Here is a 20,243-nt window from a genome sequence, read left to right as displayed (position 1 = left end):
GCATGATGATGCTTATTCATCAGAATAAACAGCTTTGGCATCTCTTTCTTTCATAGATAATTGACCGGCCTGAATTTCTTCAAGGGCTTTTCCTACAAATTTTTGAGACTCATAGCGGTTCAAACGGTAATCCCCTGTGTCTTGCAGGTTTCTCGCTCGCTTAGCCGCAATACTGACTAACGAATATTTAGAATCAATCTTCTTCATTAATGAATCAATGGATGGGTTTAACATTTATTCAACCTCCAGCATATTTAAGTATCGTTGTTGCACTCGTTCCCGTTTACAGTGTTCTGCTTGAACAATGGATTTAATCTTGTTTACTGCATTTTCAATTTGATCATTTTCAACAATGTAATCATATAAATTCATCATTTCGATTTCTTTTCTAGCAGTATTCATTCTGCCCTGAATCAAATCATCCGTTTCAGTTCCTCTTGTTACGAGACGATTCTGAAGTTCAGAAAGACTAGGGGGTGCCAGGAAGATAAATAAACCTTCAGGGAATTTATCTCTAACCTGCTGTGCACCTTGCACTTCAATTTCAAGAAAAACATCTCTTCCTGCATCAAGTGTCTCTCGAACGTAATCAACCGGAGTGCCATAATAGTTTCCAACGAACTCTGCATACTCCAAGAGCTTTCCTTGCTTTATAAGCACTTCAAACTCTTCTCTTGATTTAAAGAAATAATCTACACCATCCACTTCTCCTTCTCGGGGTTTACGAGTGGTCATGGAGATGGAATATTCAAATTTTGTATCTTCTTGGGAAAAAATCGCTTTACGAACGGTTCCTTTTCCTACACCTGAAGGTCCGGATAGAACGATCAGCAATCCTTTTTCTTTCATTTATTTACCCTGCCCTTCTTCTACTATATCCTCTTTATCCGTTAAACGATGAGCAACGGTTTCGGGTTGAACAGCTGAAAGAATAACGTGATCGCTATCCGTAATAATAACCGCTCTTGTTCTTCTTCCGTATGTAGCATCAACAAGTGTTCCCCGGTCTCTTGCATCCTGAATCAAGCGTTTGATCGGTGCTGATTCGGGACTAACAATCGAGATGATCCGGTTAGCTGAAACGATATTTCCAAATCCTATATTGATGAGCTTAATCGACATAACGCTCCTCCTAATCAATAGTTTAGTTTCGCCGGAATGATGGGAAACTAAACTTCTTATTCTACATTTTGCACTTGTTCTCTTAGCTTCTCGAGTGTTGATTTCAGTTCCACAACAATCGTGGCGATAAAGGAATCATTTGCTTTCGAACCAATCGTGTTCACTTCCCGGTTCATTTCCTGGATCATGAAATCCAACTTCCTGCCTACAGGCCCTTCACCAGCCAATGTGGAATGAAAATACTGGATATGACTTTCTAATCTCGTCAGTTCCTCGGTAATATCCGATTTATCAGCAAAAATGGCAACTTCCATAAGTAAACGACTTTCATCGAAGGAAGTTTCATTGTATTCGAGAATCCTTTTTCTTAACCGCTCTCTATATTGATCGACCAGTTCAGGAGCATGATTGGTAAGTTCAACAATTTTGTTCTCAAAATGATTGAGATGGGTGAGAAAATCCTTCTTGAGAAGCTGTCCTTCTTTTTCCCGCATTAACCTAAGGTCAGTTGCCGCTTTTTCTACAGCTTTTAACACCAAATGCTCAAGTTCTTCATTTTCTTCTTCCATTTCTTCAATCAACACAAATTCTTCCCTGTTTAAGAGGTGGGCTAATTGCACTTCATCTTTTAGGGAGAAGGTTTCTTTCACTTTATTTACTAACTGATAATAATCTTGAATGAGCTTCCAGTCAATATGTAGATTTTTATGTACTAAGCCATCACCGGTAATGGTGATGAAAATATCCACTTTCCCTCTCTTAACGGACTGGGATAGTTGTTTTTTAATTTTATCCTCAAGTTTCATTAATTGGCGGGGCATTCTTATGTAACATTCACTGAATCTGTGATTAACGGATTTCATTTCTACCGTTACAGTATGTTGTTCAGAGTCTACTTTGCTTCTACCAAAGCCTGTCATACTGACAACCATTACGATCACATCCAATCTTTTGACGTAGATCAACTGATTTCATGCGTGCATTCACACTATAAAAAAAGGTAATAGAGGCTTTTCTCTATTACCTTTAGGATTATACCACATTTCACTATTTTTTTCTTGCAAAAAATGACCCTGCCAGCAAAAACGTTGGAACGGAGCTTAATCCGATGATTAAGAACCAGTCTTTTAGCGCGATCGGTACTGTATGGAAGATCGGCTGCAATGATGGGATGTAGATCACAAGAAGCATTAATACGAGTGAAGATAACACGGCCCACACCAGATACATATTTCCAAACGGATTTCTTGAAAACACTGATACTTCACTTCGACAGTCGAACACATGTATCAGCTGTGCCATAACCAATGTAGCAAAGGCAACCGTTTGGGCATAAGCCAAGTGATCAGGATGAGTCTTATATGACAACATAAATGCAAGTAAAGTGACTCCTCCGATTAAGAATCCCCTTGACACCACTTTCCAACCTAATCCCCTTGCAAACACCCCTTCTTTCGGATGTCTTGGCTTTCTCTTCATGACATCATCTTCAGGCTTATCAAGACCCAGTGCCATGGCAGGAAGCCCATCTGTCACAAGGTTCACCCATAGAATCTGAATCGGCACCAATGGAAGTGGGAGTGCAAGAATCATAGCAAAGAGCATGACGAGGATTTCCCCGACGTTCGAAGCCAGCAGGTACCGGATAAACTTTCTGATATTTTCATAGATGTTCCTGCCTTCCTGAATCGCCGATTTAATCGTCGCAAAGTTATCATCCAACAGGACCAGTGAGGAAGATTCCTTGGCTACATCCGTTCCGGTTATTCCCATCGCTACTCCAATATCGGAGGATTTTATAGCAGGAGCGTCATTTACTCCATCCCCGGTCATCGCCACCACATGTCCCCTGTTTTGCAGGGCTTTGACGATTTTCAATTTATGCTCAGGAGAAACTCGTGCAAATACGGATACATCTTCTACCATTTCTTCTAGTTCATGTACTTCCATTTGATTTAACGCTTTTCCATCCAGAACGCGATCCTTGTTTTTTAAGATCCCGAGTTGTTTAGCAATCGCTTTAGCCGTTAAAATATGATCCCCAGTAATCATGACCGTCTTGATACCGGCTGCACGGCACTCTTTTACCGCCTGCTTCACTTCAGGTCTGGGAGGATCAATCATACCTTGTAAGCCAATGAAGGTGACTCCTTCTTCAATTTTTTCTTCGGTAATTCCTTCCATGGAACTTTCATTGAGGGGTTTATACGCGATCGCAATGTTCCGTAGGGCATTGGAAGACATCTCGCTGATTGCATCTTCTACTTTTTGAGACATTTCAGTTGTTTTATGTTGAAGTCTTCCTTCCCACAAGATGGATTCGCTTTTACCGACCAATACGTCGGGAGCACCTTTCGTTACAGAGAAGTGTTTCCCATTTTGATCGACTACGATAATACTCATCATCTTTCTGGTAGAATCAAAGGGGAATTCTTTTACAACCTTAAATTTTTTCTGCAAAGACTCCCGGCTTAATCCAGCTTTCAACCCTGCAACAAGAAGAGCCCCTTCTGTAGGATCTCCATCAACTGCAAAGCTTTCTTCACGTGTCACCAGTTCTGCATGATTGCAAAGCATTCCAAAAGTTAATAATTGTTGCAGGGCGTTCTCATTGTGAGGTGTAACCCTTTGTTCCCCGTTGTAGAATTGGCCGTTCGGCTCATATCCGGTCCCCGTTACCGTCCACGTTCTCCCTCCACTCCATAGATGTGTGACCGTCATCTTATTTTGGGTCAGAGTCCCTGTTTTATCTGAGCATATTACCGATGCACAACCTAATGTTTCAACAGCCGGCAGCTTTCGAACGATCGCTTTCTTCTTGATCATCCGCTGGACGCCGAGGGAAAGGGCAACGGTGACAATGGCTGGTAAGCCTTCAGGAATAGCGGCTACAGCCAATGAAACTCCCGCTAAGAACATGGTGTACATATCATGGCCTTGGATCACACCGATTCCTACGACTAATGCCGTCAATACGAGGGCAACCGTGATCAGTATTTTCCCTAATTCTTCAAGCTTTCTTTGAAGTGGAGTTATCATCGTTTCTGCTTTTTGAATCATATCAGCAATTTGTCCCATCGCTGTTTTCATTCCGATTGATGTAACCACACCAATTCCATTACCCCTTGTGACCATCGTCCCCATAAAGGCCATATTCTCTAAGTCACCGAGACTCATATTTTCGCCATTAACGGGGTTCGTTAATTTAGTAACAGGTACAGATTCCCCTGTTAAGGCAGATTCCTCTATTTCCAGGTTGTTCGCTTCAATGAGGCGTACATCTGCCCCGATCCGATCGCCGCTTCCAAAGCGAATAATATCTCCAATAATAACCTCTTTTGAAGCGATCTTCACCCATTCCCCATCCCTTAATATCGAAACCTGAGGTGCTGAGAGTTCCTTTAAAGCCTGTAGGGACCTTTCTGCTTTTCGCTCTTGAAAAAAACCTAAAAAACCGTTGATTAATACAATGGCAATGATTGCAATCGCATCGATGTATTCCCCAAGTAATCCTGAAATGAGTGTGGCTGCCAATAACACAAGAACCATAAAGTCCTTAAATTGACTGAAAAATAATAACAAAGCCGATTGCTTCTCAGCTTCTTCTAATTGATTGTACCCATATTGTTTCCGTCTTTTAGCTACATCCTCTGTTGAAAGACCTTCTTGATAATTGGTATTCAATGACTGCTCTATATCCTCTTGTCTCATCTCATGAAATTTCATGCAACCATTTCACTCTCCTCCTACGGTACGAAAAGTTGTCCCTTCTCATAGCATTCTTATTCAGACTCGTCCTAAAAAATGATATGATTTATGTATGTTTTGCATTTTATCGTTTAGAAGGGTAAAATCGATTACATTTGAAACACGGAGATCTTGACAAAGTCGGATAGAATTAAAAACGAATGAAACCGTTTAAAGTAGAGGATGTTTTATATGTCATTTGATGGATTATTTACGAGAAGCATGACGAAAGAATTGAATGAAAACTTATTACACGGACGCATTAATAAAATACATCAACCTTATAAAAATGAAATCATCATGATTATCCGGGCGAATGGAAAAAATCACAAAGTTTTATTATCCGCCCACCCCAATTATTCCAGGGTACAATTAACCAACGAAAATTACGAAAACCCTTCTGTTCCTCCTATGTTTTGTATGCTTTTACGTAAGCATCTGGAAGGGTATATCGTAGAAGGAATCAAACAAGTAGAGTTGGACCGGATGATTATATTTGAAGTAAAAGGAAGAAATGAAATCGGTGATATTTCATACAAACAATTAATTATTGAGATCATGGGCCGACACAGCAATATTATTTTAGTTGATAAAGAACGAAATATGATTCTGGATAGTATCAAGCATATTTCACCAAGTATGAATACCCATCGTACCGTTTTACCGGGACATACGTATGTTCTACCCCCACAGCAGGATAAGAGAAATCCTCTTGAAGCAACAAGTGATGATATCCTAAGAGCACTGGACTTTAATTCCGGCAAACTCGATAAGCAGATCGTTCAATCTTTCGCCGGAATTTCTCCTCTCTACGCTAAGGAAGTCGTCCACCGGGCAGGAATTGGAAGCCAGTCGACCTTTGCAGAATCCTTCTTAGAATTGATTCAACATGCAAAATCGAATGACTCAACACCAACCCTCATTAGCGGAGAAAAAGAAACGTTTTACTGGATGAATCTTGACCATCTTCAAGGAGAGAAACAAACCTTTCCTTCGTTAAGTGCATTATTAGACCGGTTCTTCTATCAGAAGGCGGCACGAGATCGGGTCAAGCAACAAGGAAACGATTTGGAACGATTCATTCGAAACGAAAGGGATAAAAATGTAAACAAAATCGAAAAATTAAAGCAAACGTTGGAGGATGCCCGACAGGCTGATCGCTATCAATTGCTGGGTGAACTCCTCACGTCGAATCTATATGCCGTTGAACGAGGAATGACTGAGGTTAGCGTTGTAAATTACTATGATGAAAACGGGGAAAGCATTACGATCCCCCTCAACCCACAAAAGTCTCCTTCGGATAATGCCCAAAACTATTTCTCACGCTATCAAAAAGCAAAAAATGCAGTGAAAATCGTACATGAGCAAATTGAAAAAGCCGACAATGAGATAAAGTATCTAGAGCAATTACTTCAGCAATTAGAATCGGCTTCTACGAAAGATGTAGAAGAGATCAGAGAAGAACTTGAGGAAGAAGGTTACCTGAGGGTTCGCAAGCAGACGAAAAAGAAAAAGGCCAATGTGAAGCCCGTTCTGGAAAACTACACATCGAGTGATGGCACACAAATATTAGTCGGGAAAAACAATAAACAAAACGACTATCTAACAAACAGAGTCGCAGGAAGGGAAGAGATTTGGCTTCACACGAAGGATATTCCCGGCTCCCATGTTGTAATCAAGAGTCAGAATCCTTCCGATGAGACGATCAAGGAAGCGGCTAACATTGCTGCCTACTTTAGTAAAGCACGTGATTCAAGCTCGGTACCTGTTGATTTCACTCAAGTCAAACAGGTAAAGAAACCAAAAGGAGCCAAGCCGGGGTTTGTCATCTATGAAGGACAGCAAACCGTGTATGTGACACCTGATTTGGATTTGGTCCGGTCATTAAAAGAATAATTTTAGTTAGAATGTACTTTCCCCCAGGCTGAGATTGGCCTGGGGGAAAGTATTTTGGTTATAGTACAGGCGAAAAATGCAGAAAGGCAGATAAACGCCTCCCCACTATCATTCTCCTATTAAAACTAAAAAGCAACTCACAAAAGAGTTGCTTTCCACCTTAACTGCCCCACTTCTCAGGATTTTCACTCCAAAGCTTCAATTGTTCCAGATCTTCTTCACGAATGATGGAGTTTTGAAGCGCTACGTCCAATAAGCTTGAGTAATCGGATAGAGCATATGCTTTAATGTCGTGTTCCCCCAGCATCCTTTTTCCTTTTTCTAACTCGTATGTGAAAATGGCAGCTACCCCTAATACTTCACAGCCCGCTTCTCTTAATGCGTTTACAGCCGTAATACAGCTACCTCCCGTTGAGATGAGGTCTTCTACCACGACCACTTTTTGTCCAGGCGTCGCTTTCCCTTCAATCTGTTTACCTTTTCCGTGAGCTTTCGCTTTTGACCTGACATAACACATCGGAAGGTTTAATTTTTCACTCACCCAAGCAGCATGTGGAATTCCAGCTGTTGCAGTACCCGCAATGACTTCCACCTGAGGAAATTGCTCTTTAATAATCTCAACAAGACCCGTAGAGATTTCATCCCGCACTGTAGGATAAGATAAGGTCAGTCGATTATCACAATAGATCGGGGACTTTATTCCGGATGACCATGTAAATGGCTCCGTCGGATTTAAAAATACAGCTTCAATGTCTAATAGTTTTTTTGCGATTTCTTGTTTCATTCTTTGTCCTCCCATTCATGTACGATCCGCTCATATGCAAGTACCGGATTATCGGCACCTGTGATACTTCTTCCAACGACAATGTAGGAAGATCCTAATTCTTTTGCCGTTTGTGGTGTAGTGACTCTTTTTTGATCTCCTAAATGATCTTCTGCTAATCTGATCCCAGGAGTTACACGTATAAAGTCAGAACCGCAATGTTCTTTAATCAGGCGTGATTCGTGAGGAGAACATACCACTCCATCAAGTCCCGCTTCTTTCGAAAGGGTGGCATAATGTAAGACAGACTCATTAATGGATTTAATAATTAGTTGTTCTTTCTGCATTTGTTCTTCCGTTGTCGACGTCAATTGTGTGACGGCAATCAGTTTTGCTCGTTTATGATTGGCAGGAGTACCCGCATGCAGACCTTCCAGCGCCTTTTCCATCATCACACTGCCACCTGCAGCATGCACATTGATCAGGTCCAGGTCGAACCCGGCAAGTCCCTTCATGGCGCCGTATACTGTATTGGGAATGTCATGTAGCTTCAAGTCCAGGAAGATACGATGATTTTTATTTAAAATCTTTTCGATGATAACCGGTCCATTTTGAAGGTATAGCTCCATACCTACTTTTACATTTAAACTCTCTGAAAATTGATCTAAGAAGATTGATGTCTTCTCCCACGTTGGGAAATCAAGAGCTATAAACGGCTTTTGATTCATGCTTCCCCCAGCTCCTTCCGGTCAATTGGGATATATGGTCCACTCCCAGCTCATCAAGTAACGGCGGTAAATCTTTTATGATACGCTGACACACGAATGGATCCACGAAGTTTGCTGTACCGACGGCTATGGCACTTGCCCCTGCGTAAAAATATTCAATCACATCTTCAGCAGTTTGTATGCCCCCCATTCCGATAATCGGAAGATCCACCTGTTGACTTACTTCATAAATCATACGAATCGCGACAGGTTTAATGGCTGGTCCTGACAATCCACCTGTTTTATTAGCCAGGATCGGCTTTCCTGTCTTCATATCCAGCCTCATCCCGAGGAGTGTATTGATCATTGTCAGCCCGTCTGCCCCCCCTGCTTCAACAGCCTTGGCCATGTCGACAATATTGGAGACATTCGGTGATAACTTTACATATAGTGGGACCTGCGAGACTTCTTTTACTCTCTCAGTCAATTCTTTTGCCACTTCGGGAATGGTACCAAAGGCAATTCCCCCTGTTTTTACATTTGGACAGGAGATATTCAATTCAAGGGCCTTAACGTTTTCTGCGGTTGAGATGACTCTTGCCACCTCCACATAATCCTCAACTTGAGAACCAGCCACATTTGCAATGATTGGTACATCGTACTGGGAAAGCCATGGAAGTTCGTTTTCCATCACACCTGTTAGTCCTGGATTTTGTAAACCAATCGCATTCAGCATCCCGGCGTTCGTTTCTGCGACGCGGGGAGTAGGATTTCCAAAACGAGCTTCTTCCGTCGTCGCTTTGATCATGATCGCCCCAAGCTCGCTTAAATCATAGAATTGACTATATTCGCGACCAAAGCCAAAGCAGCCTGATGCCGGCATGACCGGGTTTTTTAATGATAATCCCGGTAATTCGATTTTTAATGATTTCATAAAAGCACCACCCCTACTGGAAATACAGGTCCGTCACTACAAACCTTCACGTAGCTTGCCCCTTCAGGATCATCCTGTTTATGACAAACACAAGCGAAGCATGCACCTATTCCGCAGCCCATTCGTTCTTCTAAAGAGATAAACCCTCGTTTGTCCTCTAATTCGACTTGAAGTGCTTTTAGCATCGGAGTCGGACCACAGGAATAAAACACATCAAAGGCCGGTGCTTTTTCTCGAATAACATCTGTTACAAAACCGGGAGTTCCGAGGGTTCCGTCCACTGTGGCGACAAAGGTTTCACCCAATTCTCTGAACATATCTTCATAAAAGCTCACGGATTCAGTTTGAAAACCGAGGATGTGTTTCACTGTCCAACCATTTTCAACCAGCTTTTTAGAAAGACCGTAGAGGGGAGGAACTCCAATTCCTCCACCTACTAACAGTGCGGTCTTACTTGCGTCTTCGACTGGGAAACCATTTCCAAGAGGTCCTAAAACGTCGACTGTTTCTCTTATTTTCACCTCTGAAAGAAGGATCGTTCCCTTCCCTTCAGCACGGTAGATCAATGTCATCGTGAGGTTTTCCGGGTTGTGAGAGGCGATGGAAATCGGCCTTCTAAGTAAAGGGTCTATTCCCGTACCCACTTTAATATGGACAAATTGCCCAGGAGCCTTGATCTCGTTCACCAATTCCCCTTGTAGAACCAATTCAAAGATGTTTTCAGCTATTCTTTCATGAGAAAGCACAACCATCTTTTGATTTACGATCATTGAAAAACCGCCTCTCTCGTCTTCGGTTGTGATGGAAGAGCCTCAGCAGAGAATGTCATGGATTCAATCACTCTCAGGATGGCTTCTGCCGTGTCCAGGGATGTAAGACATGGAATGCCATTCTCTACAGATTCTCTACGGATTCTAAATCCGTCCCGGGCAGGTTGTTTTCCTTTTGTTAAAGTGTTTATGACAAGCTGTGTTTCTCCACTTTGGATGATATCCAGCAGGGTTGGTCCGGTAGATCCGATCTTATCCACCTCACGAACGGTGATGTTTGCTTTAGTCAGATGCTCAGCCGTGCCCTTAGTTGCAAGGATCTGATACCCGATATCGATAAAGCGTTGCGCCAGGAGAACCGCTTCTTCTTTGTCTTTATCTGCTACGGTCATGAGTACAGAGCCGTACTCTTTCATTTGCATCCCTGCTGCAACCATTCCTTTGTAGAGGGCTTTTTCCAGTGTAAGATCTTTCCCCATTACTTCACCTGTTGATTTCATTTCAGGCCCTAAAGTGATGTCCACCCGTCTTAGCTTGGCAAAGGAGAATACAGGAACCTTTACATATACACCATGTTTTTCAGGAATTAATCCTGATTCATATCCTTGATCTTTCAGGGAGATTCCAAGTATGGACTTAGTTGCAATATTCGCCATCGGTACATTCGTAATCTTGCTGATGAATGGTACTGTTCGGCTGGAGCGTGGGTTCACTTCCAGAACAAATATTTCTCCTTTTGAGATGACATATTGGATATTCAGTAACCCAACGATGTTTAAGCCTTTGGCGAGTCTCGTTGTATAATCAACAATGGTTTGTTTCTGTTCTTGAGTGAGCTGCTGTGGAGGATAGACCGCGATGGAATCTCCCGAGTGAACTCCAGCCCGTTCGATATGTTCCATGATTCCAGGGACGACTACGTCTATTCCGTCAGAAATGGCATCCACTTCAATTTCTTTTCCGATCAGGTAACGGTCGATTAGAACCGGATGCTGTGGATTCACTTTCACTGCATTCTTCATGTATTGAAGAAGTTCTTCTTCCCGATACACGATTTCCATCGCTCTTCCACCAAGAACGTATGACGGTCTTACCAGAACCGGGTAACCGATGCTTTCTGCGATCTTAATGGCTCCTTCTACAGATACCGCTGTTTTCCCTTCAGGTTGAGGGATGCCCAGTTCATTCAGTGTATGTTCGAATTTGTCCCGGTTTTCTGCACGATCTAAATCTTCAAGGGATGTACCGAGAATCGTGACTCCTCTTCTCACTAGCTCTTCTGCAAGATTGATCGCGGTTTGCCCACCAAACTGCACGACAACTCCCTTAGGCTTTTCAAGATCAATGATGTGCATCACATCTTCTACCGTAAGAGGTTCAAAGTATAATTTATCCGAGATGCTGAAGTCGGTCGAAACCGTTTCTGGATTGTTATTTACGATGATCGCTTCATAACCCGCTTCTTTAATGGCCCAGACAGAGTGAACGGTCGCGTAATCAAATTCGACTCCCTGACCGATCCTGATCGGTCCTGACCCAAGAACGATGACACTCTCCCGAGAAGTGACCTTGGATTCATTCTCATCCTCATAGGTTCCATAGAAGTAAGGAGTTTCCGATTCAAACTCAGCCGCACATGTATCTACCATTTTATAGACAGGTGTCAATTTATTTTCTTTTCTCCAGCTATACAATTCTGCTTCTGTACTATTCCATAGCTTGGCAATCGTGATATCTGAGAAGCCCATACGCTTTGCTTTTTGGCCCAGCTCAAGATTGAAGGGATGTAGAGTTAATTCCTTTTCGAATTCTACGATTCTATTCATTTTATACAGGAAGAAAAGATCGATTTTGCTCCAATCATGAATGGTTTCAATCGTCACTCCTCTTCTAAGTGCTTCCCCGATATAGAAGAGGCGTTCATCTCCTGCTTTGCGGATTCTCTTCTCGATCCACTCGTCTGTAAATTGTTCAGCATCACTTAATTCTATATGATACGTGTTGCTTTCAAGGGAACGAATCGCTTTAAGAAGTGACTCTTCCAATGTTCGCCCAATCGCCATTACTTCACCGGTTGCTTTCATTTGCGTACCGAGGTTACGCTTGGCAGCCTCAAATTTATCAAATGGCCATCTCGGGATCTTTGTCACCACATAGTCCAGGGCAGGTTCGAATGATGCATATGTTTTACCTGTTACAGGATTCATCATTTCATCCAGGGTCAGTCCTACAGCAATTTTTGCTGCAAGCTTCGCAATTGGGTATCCCGTTGCTTTTGATGCAAGTGCAGAAGAACGGCTCACCCTTGGGTTCACTTCGATGATGTAATACTGGAAGCTGTCCGGATCAAGGGCAAGCTGGACGTTACAGCCCCCTTCTATTCCTAATTCACGGATGATATTTAAGCTTGTATTCCGCAGCATTTGATACTCACGGTCACTTAAGGTTTGACTTGGTGCTACAACAATTGAATCTCCCGTATGAATTCCAACCGGGTCGATGTTTTCCATATTACACACCACGATGGCGTTATCGGCTGCATCTCTCATAACCTCATATTCTATTTCTTTGAAGCCAGCAATACTTTTCTCCAGCAAACATTGGGTTACCGGACTATATTTCAATCCTGAGCTTACAATCTCGACCAATTCGTCTTCGTTGTGACAAATTCCACCACCGGTTCCACCTAATGTATAGGCAGGACGAACGATGACCGGATAGCCTATTTCATTCACAAATTGATAGGCTTCATCTAAGGAATGAATGATTTCACTTTCCGGAACCGGTTCTCCCATTTCATTCATCAAGTTCCTGAACAAGTCACGGTCTTCCGCTTTCTCGATTGCAGAAAGCTTCGTCCCGAGAATTTCAACTCCGCATTCTTCTAAAACGCCCGATTTAGCAAGTTCAACAGCCAGATTCAATCCCGTTTGCCCACCTAATGTAGGAAGTAGGGCGTCAGGTCGTTCTTTGCGAATAATTCGACTGACAAACTCCAGTGTAAGTGGCTCGATATACACTTTATCTGCCATTTCAGCGTCAGTCATGATTGTAGCTGGGTTTGAGTTTACAAGAATAACACGGTAGCCTTCCTCTTTTAAGGCGATACACGCTTGAGTTCCGGCATAGTCGAATTCTGCAGCCTGTCCTATGATGATTGGTCCGCTTCCGATAACTAAGATGCTTTTAATGTCTGTACGTTTAGGCATGTTGAAGCTCCTTTCTTTTCTCATCTTTCATAAGTTGTAAGAAATCATCGAATAAGTAATTTGAATCCTCAGGTCCAGGTGACGCTTCAGGGTGATACTGAACTGTAAAGGCCGGGAAGTCTAAATGCTTTAATCCTTCTACTGTGCCATCATTGATGGCCATGTGAGTAACTTGAAGCCTTGATCCTGTCAATGACTTTTCATCTACTGCATAGCCATGGTTCTGGGAAGTCAGTGCTACTTTTCCAGTTTTTATATCTTTTACCGGGTGGTTGCCTCCGCGGTGACCAAATTTCATTTTGAAGGAGTCCCCTCCACATGCCAGAGCAAACAATTGATGCCCTAAACAAATACCAAACAGTGGAATTTCTCCCAGTAGCTCTTTAATGGTCTCAATGGCTTCCGGCACATCTTTCGGATCCCCCGGCCCATTTGAGAGCATGATCCCGTCAGGCTGCAAGCGACGAATCTCTTCAGCTGACGTATTGTAAGGAACCACAATCACGTCACAATCACGCTTGTTTAATTCTCTCAGAATTCCGTGTTTCATCCCAAAGTCCATTAATACGACACGATATCCTCTTCCTGGACTGGCATAAGCTGTTTTGGTCGAAACCTGCATGACTTGATCTGTTCTTAGAGCTGTATCATGCAATTTCTCAAGCATTTCTTTTGGATCTAATTCAGCTGAGCAAATGATGCCTTTCATTGCTCCATGCTGTCTGATGATTCTTGTTAACTTTCTGGTATCGATATCTGAAATTCCTGGAATCCCTTTTATTTTTAATAATTCATCCAATGTTGATTCATTTCTCCAGTTAGAAGGAAAATCAGCAACTTCTCTCACAATGAATGCTTTGATAGCTGGAGTGATGGACTCAAAATCGTCGCGATTGATTCCATAGTTCCCTACTAGAGGATAGGTTAATGTGACAAGCTGTCCACAGTAAGATGGATCTGATAGTATTTCCTGATATCCTGTCATACTTGTGTTGAAAACCACTTCTCCAATCGTTTCTTTATTCGCTCCAAATCCTTCTCCTACGAATACTGTTCCATCGTCTAAAATGAGTTGTCTTTTCATTGTTTGTTTCCTCCTTCATTCCATACAAGAGATCCCTGATAAAAAGTAGCTTTTGGAAAGCCTCTGCACTCCCAGCCTGTAAATGGGGTATTTTTTCCTTTTGATAAAAATTCAGCTGGGTCAATCCCTTTTTGTTCATTTAAATCTATAAGCGTAAAGTCAGCTTCTCCTCCTACTTCTAGTAGTCCAAACGGAAGGTTAAATGCTGAGCTTGGTTTAATCGTCATCCAGTCAATTAACTGCTTTAATGTGAAGATTCCTTTTTCTACAAAGTGTGTATAGAGTAACGGAAAGGCTGTTTCCAATCCTACAATTCCGAAAGGAGCGAGCTGCATCCCTTCTGACTTCTCTGCTTCCGTATGAGGTGCATGATCCGTCGCAATAAAGTCGATGGTGCCATCCAGCAATCCTTCTATTAACGCTTGCTGATCTTCTTTGCTTCTAAGAGGCGGGTTCATTTTGAAATTCGTATCAAGCCCTGGAATATCATCTTCACACAGGAGAAGATGGTGTGGTGTTACTTCAGCTGTCACATTGATCCCAGCCCTTTTAGCATCACGGACCACTCTTACTGACTCTTTTGTTGAAATATGACATACGTGATAATGTACACCTGCTGCTTCTGCAAGCAGCACATCCCGGGATATATGTACGGCTTCACAGATGGAAGGTATTCCTTTCAGGTTATGCTCTTTGGAGAATGTTCCGTCATGAACCGCTCCTCCATAAATCAGGGTATTCTCTTCACAGTGGGCCACAATGGATGCATTGATGCCGGCTGCCTTCTTCATGGCTTCAAACATCATCCCTGCCGATTGCACCCCTACCCCGTCATCTGTGAATGCAAATGCCCCATTTTCTTTTAAGGAAGGTAAGTCATTAAGCGTTTTTCCAATTTGTCTCTCTGTGATGGCGGCATAAGGTAATACGCGAACACTCGCTGTTTCAGAGATTTTCTTGTTTAGGGCTTGCAGATTTTCTACCGAGTCAGGTACGGGTCTTGTATTAGGCATTGCAGCGATGGTAGTGAAACCACCCTTCGCAGCAGCTTTTGTTCCCGTTTCGATTGTTTCTTTGTGTTCGCCCCCTGGTTCCCTTAAATGGACATGAAGATCAACAAAGCCTGGGGAAATCAATAACCCATCTGCTTGAAATTCCTGGTGATCGGTACGTTTGAGGTCTGTTCCCATCTCGATGATTTTCTGATTCTCCACCTTCACATCCACTATCTCAAGAACACCATTCTTTGCTAGAATACGTGCATTTCGGATTAACCAATTCATTTCAAATTCCCCCTAGTTAGTTGCTTTCAAGTGCTCTCTTTAAAACAGCCATTCTGATGTAAACTCCATTTTCCATCTGCTTAAAGATTCTTGATTGATCACATTCCACCAATGAATCTGCAATTTCAACCCCACGGTTGACCGGTGCCGGATGAAGAATGATACCGGTTGGTTTCATTCGTGCTTTTCGACTTTCCGTCAAGCCAAAGCTTTCATGGTATTCCTCTTTCGTTAAACTTGATGTACTATCGTGTCGCTCATGTTGAATTCTCAGTAACATGACCACATCGGAATCTGCTATACAATTATCTATCGGCCTATATTGATGTCGGTCCTGTGATGGGAACCATTCCTTTGGTCCAGAGAACATGACTTCGGCTCCCAGCTTTGTTAACGCTTCTGCATTGGATCGTGCCACCCGGCTGTGGGCAATGTCTCCAATGATCGATACCTTCAGTCCTGCAAATCCTCCAAATTCCTGTCGTATGGTCAACAGGTCCAAAAGGCATTGAGTTGGATGATTACCACATCCATCGCCTCCGTTGATGACGCTTATGTTAAGTGGTGCAAGTTCATCGAAATATCGTTCAAGTGAGTGCCGGATTACAACGGTTTCGACCCCGATGCTTTCTAATGTTTTCACCGTGTCATACAAGCTTTCTCCCTTTTGTACACTTGAAGTCTGTGCTTCAAATGGAATGACCTCGAGCCCAAGTTTCCTTTCCGCCATTTCAAAACTGCATTTCGTCCGGGTACTTGCCTCGAAAAAAAGATTGGCTACATATTTATTGGAGCCTTCCTTCCATGTTTCCCCCTCTTTAAAGTGTTCAGCTGCATCTAATATTTCAATGATTTCCTCTTTTGATAAGTCATTCATTGTCAACAAGTTCTTCATCATGGGACAACCCTTTCTTCTCTTCTTTCAAAAAAACACCCTGCCAATTTTCTGACAGGGTGTTTTTGAACATGCCAACAGGGACCGTGCGAAAAATCCCACGTGCCTGTCTTGTTCAAATTCACCCTTCTTAGACTCTCTGGACCATGTTAAAAGGTGCTTCTATGCAACATCATGCTTAGCATTTTCTTCTTCGAATAAGTTGTTTTCTCCTTCGCTTTCTTCTCTGCCTGGTAAGACAAGATTAAGGAGAACTCCGACAATCGCTGCTAGAGCCATTCCTGATAAGGATACCTGCTCATTGACCTTCACGAATGCCCCTCCTACCCCGATTACCAGGATCACTGAGGAAATCACCAGGTTTCTCTTGTTTCCTAAGTCTACTTTGTTATCAATCAGCATGCGCAGTCCGCTAGAGGCGATGATTCCGAACAGAAGGATGGATACTCCGCCCATGACGGCTGATGGTATCGATCCAATCAAGGCTGTTATCTTACCGACAAATCCGAACATGATGGCAAGGACTGCGGCTCCTCCGATTACGAATACGCTGAACACTCGTGTTATGGCTAATACTCCAATATTTTCACCATACGTTGTATTAGGTGGTCCACCGAGGAAGGATGCAATCACAGTTGCTACCCCATCCCCAAGAATGGAACGGTGAAGACCTGGTTTCTCAATGAAGTTTCTTCCTACTACTTTACTTAGAACCATCTGGTCTCCTGTATGCTCTGCCAAAGTTACGAGGGCAACAGGTACCATTATGGACACGATTTCCCAAGAGAAGCTTGGCGTGTAGTCAACAAATGGCATGAAGAAGTCCGGCATTTGAAAAAGCGGTGCATCGATTACTTGTTGGAAATTTACTAACCCTGCAAAAACCGCGATGACATATCCACCAATGATTCCAGCTAAAATCGGTACCATTCCAAGAAACCCTTTGAAGTAAATCGAGCAAATCACGGTAATGGCCAGAGTCGCAAGTGCCACCATAAAGTGTGTGTTACTGTAAACCAATTCTTCTGCTCCAGGATTTTCATACATGGCCATATTTACGGCCGTTCCTGCCAGGCCTAATCCGATAACCATAATCACTGGTCCTACAACAATCGGTGGAAGAATTCTCACCAGCCATTTCAACCCCAGTTTAGATATCAGTGATGCAACAATTCCGTAAACAATCCCGGCGAGAAAGCTTCCCATCATGGCAGCCTCCGGTCCTCCAAAGCTCTTTGCAGCTAAGATAGGTGCAATGAAAGCAAAGGATGATCCTAAGTAAGCAGGAATTCTGCCCCTTGTAATGAAGAGGTAAGCAAGTGTTCCTAAACCACTTGAGATAAGGGCGACTCCCGGGCTTAACCCTACCAGGAATGGAACTAATACCGTTGCTCCAAACATGGCGAATAAATGCTGTATACTTAAAGTGATCCATTTTCCTAACTTCGGTACTTCTTCTACATCTAATACAACTTGTTGGTTTTGACTCATTTATTTTTCCTCCTCTAATACCCAAATTCCCCAATAAAAAACCCTCTTTGTCCAAAAGAGGGCACAAAGAGGGTACAAGAAGGTCTATTATTACCTTCATTCCCATCCTTTGTCAGCCTCACGGGACCACTCTTAAAAGGACTTCCGTTATTCTTTTTCGTGTATTGCGACGATATCTTCCTGATCGACCTCTGTTAAGGCAACCATAATTTTTTCGGAGCTGGATGTAGGAATGTTTTTTCCAACAAAGTCTGCTCGTATCGGTAATTCTCTATGTCCACGATCGACCAGTACTGCAAGTTGGATTTGACTTGGTCGTCCAAGATCCATCAATGCGTCCAAGCCTGCCCTGACCGTTCTTCCTGTAAATAATACATCGTCTACCAGGATGACTTTCTTGTTGGTAATATCAACAGGCAGGTCAGAACCTTTCACCTCGGGTTCATGATCTTCTGTTTTCTTAGTTAAGTCATCTCGGTATAGGGTTATGTCTATTTCCCCTACGGGAATCTTTTCGCCTTCAATATCATGGATTCGCTCCGCTAATCGGTTAGCGATGTAGATGCCTCTTGTTTTGATTCCAACAAGAACACAGTCCTCAATTCCTTTGTTGCGTTCAATGATTTCATGAGCTATCCTTGTCAGAGCTCTTCGAATGGCGGGTTGATCCAATACCGTTGCTTTCTTTGTCACTTTCGCCACCTCGTTTCTTTAAAATAAAAAATCCCTCTCACCGTAGGGATGAGAGGGCACACTTATCGTTGTAATCTGATTGCACGCCAAAACGATTTGGTCGTACATGCTCCTTCTCAGCCTCACGGGACCGTATTAAAGGTTACTTATTCAATTAACTAAATCATAAAGGTCGAGTCGGAATTTGTCAACGATTATTTTCAAGATGCTTCACAAGTTTAGTGAACTCTAAAGGTAACTCCGAGTGAAATTCCATATATTCTTCTGTTCTGGGATGAACAAACCCTAAAACCCCTGCGTGAAGAGCTTGTCCCTCTATGCTCAGTGTTTTCCTTGGTCCATACTTAGGATCCCCGGCAAGGGGGAAGCCGATATACTTCATATGCACACGGATTTGATGCGTTCTCCCAGTTTCCAATTCACATTCAACTAATGTAAAATCTTTATAACGATCAAGCACTCTGAAATGAGTAACTGCTTGTTTGCCGTTATCCACTACAGCCATACTCTGACGATCTTTAGGGTCTCTTCCGATTGGAGCATCAATGGTGCCGTATTCGTGGGGAATAAGACCATGTACGATGGCTGTATATTTTCTTGTAACGGACTTTTCTACAAGCTGATTTACCAAATGCTCGTGGGCCATGTCATTTTTCGCCACCATCAGTAAGCCGGAAGTGTCTTTATCTATACGGTGGACGATCCCCGGTCTTAGAACTCCATTAATGCCTGATAGATCCTTACAATGATACATCAATCCGTTCACCATTGTACCTGAATAATGCCCAGGTGCAGGGTGAACGACCATTCCCTTCGGCTTATTTACAACGATGACATCCCCATCTTCATATGCAATGTCAAGGTTAAGATCTTCCGGCTCTACATCCAGCTCTTCCGGTTGAGGGATTGAAACCGTGATGACTGCATCTAGAGGACATTTAAAGTTGGGTTTAACTGCATCACCATTCACTTGAATATGCCCTTCCTTTATCCATTGTTGAACCTGTGAACGGGACCATTCCTTATTCAACTGACTTACGACTTTATCAATTCGTTCTCCCTGGTCTTCCTGCTGTATGTTGTGCTGAATTACTTCCATTTTTGTTCTCCTTCTTTGCTTTTCGTTCGTCTAAATACATGTAAATTAGTAACAATGCCACTCCAATGGTTAATGCTGCATCTGCAATATTAAATATCGGAAAATCATAGGAAAAGATGTATGTATTTAAGAAATCAACCACTTCTTTTCGAAAGATACGGTCAATAAAGTTTCCAATAGCTCCACCAAGCATAAAGGCTAAACTTAAACTGAATAAAGAATGCCCTTTCGCATGGACTTGCATATAATACACGATACCTACAATCACTACTACTGTAATAATGTAAAAAAACCACATTTGCCCTTGAAGTATTCCCCATGCTGCACCTTGATTTCGATGAGAAGTAAGATATAAGACGTTGTCAATGATCTTTATACTTTCTCCTTCTGTCATTCGTTTCACAACCAACCATTTTGTTAATTGATCGAGTCCAATCACAACCAAAGCCAATAAATAATAATACACAAAGGTAACCTCCGAACATCGTTTAAATGATTACCTTTGCATTTTAGCATAAAAGGGAGAATAAAGACACTTAAACTAAGGAGA

Annotated in this window: 18 protein-coding genes; 1 reads left to right on the top strand and 17 read right to left on the bottom strand. The window is 42.5% G+C overall.

Annotation, left to right across the window (positions count from 1 at the left end; translation table 11 throughout):
- Positions 1–12: 12 nt before the first annotated feature.
- From rpoZ to AAEM60_RS09630, 5 genes are all read right to left on the bottom strand, one after another.
- Positions 13–234: a DNA-directed RNA polymerase subunit omega gene (gene rpoZ / locus AAEM60_RS09650; protein ID WP_299740751.1), complete on the bottom strand. Its 222-nt coding sequence runs from the start codon at positions 232–234 to the stop codon at positions 13–15.
- A complete protein-coding gene (gene gmk, locus AAEM60_RS09645; protein ID WP_299740749.1) occupies positions 235–849 on the bottom strand; it encodes a guanylate kinase in 615 nt (204 codons plus the stop codon).
- Entirely contained in the window at positions 850–1,122 is a 273-nt protein-coding gene (locus AAEM60_RS09640) for a DUF370 domain-containing protein (RefSeq protein ID WP_044337446.1), read from the bottom strand.
- Between the two features lie 56 nt (positions 1,123–1,178).
- Complete coding sequence (locus AAEM60_RS09635; protein ID WP_299740746.1) at positions 1,179–2,054, bottom strand: YicC/YloC family endoribonuclease; 876 nt, start codon at positions 2,052–2,054, stop codon at positions 1,179–1,181.
- 115 nt (positions 2,055–2,169) lie between these two features.
- Positions 2,170–4,848, bottom strand: a complete 2,679-nt coding sequence (locus AAEM60_RS09630) for a calcium-translocating P-type ATPase, SERCA-type (RefSeq protein WP_341357858.1) — start codon at positions 4,846–4,848, stop codon at positions 2,170–2,172.
- Between the two features lie 213 nt (positions 4,849–5,061).
- On the opposite strand from AAEM60_RS09630, the gene AAEM60_RS09625 reads away from it, so the two are divergent.
- Positions 5,062–6,765: an NFACT RNA binding domain-containing protein gene (locus tag AAEM60_RS09625; RefSeq protein ID WP_299740742.1), complete on the top strand. Its 1,704-nt coding sequence runs from the start codon at positions 5,062–5,064 to the stop codon at positions 6,763–6,765.
- 160 nt (positions 6,766–6,925) lie between these two features.
- On the opposite strand, the gene pyrE is transcribed toward AAEM60_RS09625, so the two are convergent.
- The 12 genes from pyrE to lspA form a co-directional block, all read right to left on the bottom strand.
- The gene (pyrE, locus tag AAEM60_RS09620; protein WP_299740740.1) at positions 6,926–7,549 is read right to left on the bottom strand and encodes an orotate phosphoribosyltransferase; all 624 of its coding nucleotides are present in this window, start codon (positions 7,547–7,549) and stop codon (positions 6,926–6,928) included.
- Complete coding sequence (gene pyrF, locus AAEM60_RS09615) at positions 7,546–8,256, bottom strand: orotidine-5'-phosphate decarboxylase (protein WP_299740737.1); 711 nt, start codon at positions 8,254–8,256, stop codon at positions 7,546–7,548. The genes pyrE and pyrF overlap by 4 nt, the downstream gene beginning before the upstream one ends.
- Positions 8,228–9,169 carry a dihydroorotate dehydrogenase gene (locus AAEM60_RS09610; RefSeq protein ID WP_299740735.1) on the bottom strand — a complete coding sequence of 314 codons (942 nt, stop codon included), beginning with the start codon at positions 9,167–9,169 and terminating at the stop codon, positions 8,228–8,230. Before AAEM60_RS09610 ends, pyrF begins: the two co-directional genes overlap by 29 nt.
- Positions 9,166–9,939, bottom strand: a complete 774-nt coding sequence (locus AAEM60_RS09605) for a dihydroorotate dehydrogenase electron transfer subunit (protein WP_299740733.1) — start codon at positions 9,937–9,939, stop codon at positions 9,166–9,168. The genes AAEM60_RS09610 and AAEM60_RS09605 overlap by 4 nt, the downstream gene beginning before the upstream one ends.
- Complete coding sequence (gene carB / locus AAEM60_RS09600; RefSeq protein ID WP_299740731.1) at positions 9,936–13,148, bottom strand: carbamoyl-phosphate synthase large subunit; 3,213 nt, start codon at positions 13,146–13,148, stop codon at positions 9,936–9,938. The genes AAEM60_RS09605 and carB overlap by 4 nt, the downstream gene beginning before the upstream one ends.
- Positions 13,141–14,232 carry a carbamoyl phosphate synthase small subunit gene (locus AAEM60_RS09595; RefSeq protein WP_299740729.1) on the bottom strand — a complete coding sequence of 364 codons (1,092 nt, stop codon included), beginning with the start codon at positions 14,230–14,232 and terminating at the stop codon, positions 13,141–13,143. The genes carB and AAEM60_RS09595 overlap by 8 nt, the downstream gene beginning before the upstream one ends.
- Positions 14,229–15,515 (bottom strand): dihydroorotase, encoded by a 1,287-nt coding sequence (locus tag AAEM60_RS09590; protein ID WP_341357857.1) that lies wholly within the window; start codon positions 15,513–15,515, stop codon positions 14,229–14,231. The genes AAEM60_RS09595 and AAEM60_RS09590 overlap by 4 nt, the downstream gene beginning before the upstream one ends.
- Before the next feature lie 16 nt (positions 15,516–15,531).
- Positions 15,532–16,410 carry an aspartate carbamoyltransferase catalytic subunit gene (locus AAEM60_RS09585; protein WP_299741289.1) on the bottom strand — a complete coding sequence of 293 codons (879 nt, stop codon included), beginning with the start codon at positions 16,408–16,410 and terminating at the stop codon, positions 15,532–15,534.
- A 162-nt stretch (positions 16,411–16,572) separates the two neighbouring features.
- Positions 16,573–17,901 (bottom strand): solute carrier family 23 protein, encoded by a 1,329-nt coding sequence (locus AAEM60_RS09580; protein WP_341357856.1) that lies wholly within the window; start codon positions 17,899–17,901, stop codon positions 16,573–16,575.
- A gap of 147 nt (positions 17,902–18,048) precedes the next feature.
- A complete protein-coding gene (gene pyrR / locus AAEM60_RS09575) occupies positions 18,049–18,594 on the bottom strand; it encodes a bifunctional pyr operon transcriptional regulator/uracil phosphoribosyltransferase PyrR (RefSeq protein ID WP_044337457.1) in 546 nt (181 codons plus the stop codon).
- 187 nt (positions 18,595–18,781) lie between these two features.
- Complete coding sequence (locus AAEM60_RS09570; RefSeq protein WP_299740720.1) at positions 18,782–19,693, bottom strand: RluA family pseudouridine synthase; 912 nt, start codon at positions 19,691–19,693, stop codon at positions 18,782–18,784.
- Entirely contained in the window at positions 19,641–20,159 is a 519-nt protein-coding gene (gene lspA / locus AAEM60_RS09565) for a signal peptidase II (RefSeq protein WP_299740718.1), read from the bottom strand. The genes AAEM60_RS09570 and lspA overlap by 53 nt, the downstream gene beginning before the upstream one ends.
- Between the last annotated feature and the right edge of the window lie 84 nt (positions 20,160–20,243).

Origin of the sequence: Rossellomorea sp. y25, from assembly GCF_038049935.1 — a bacterium.
Taxonomy (GTDB): Bacteria; Bacillota; Bacilli; order Bacillales; family Bacillaceae_B; genus Rossellomorea.
This window is presented reverse-complemented; position numbering and strand designations above follow the sequence as displayed.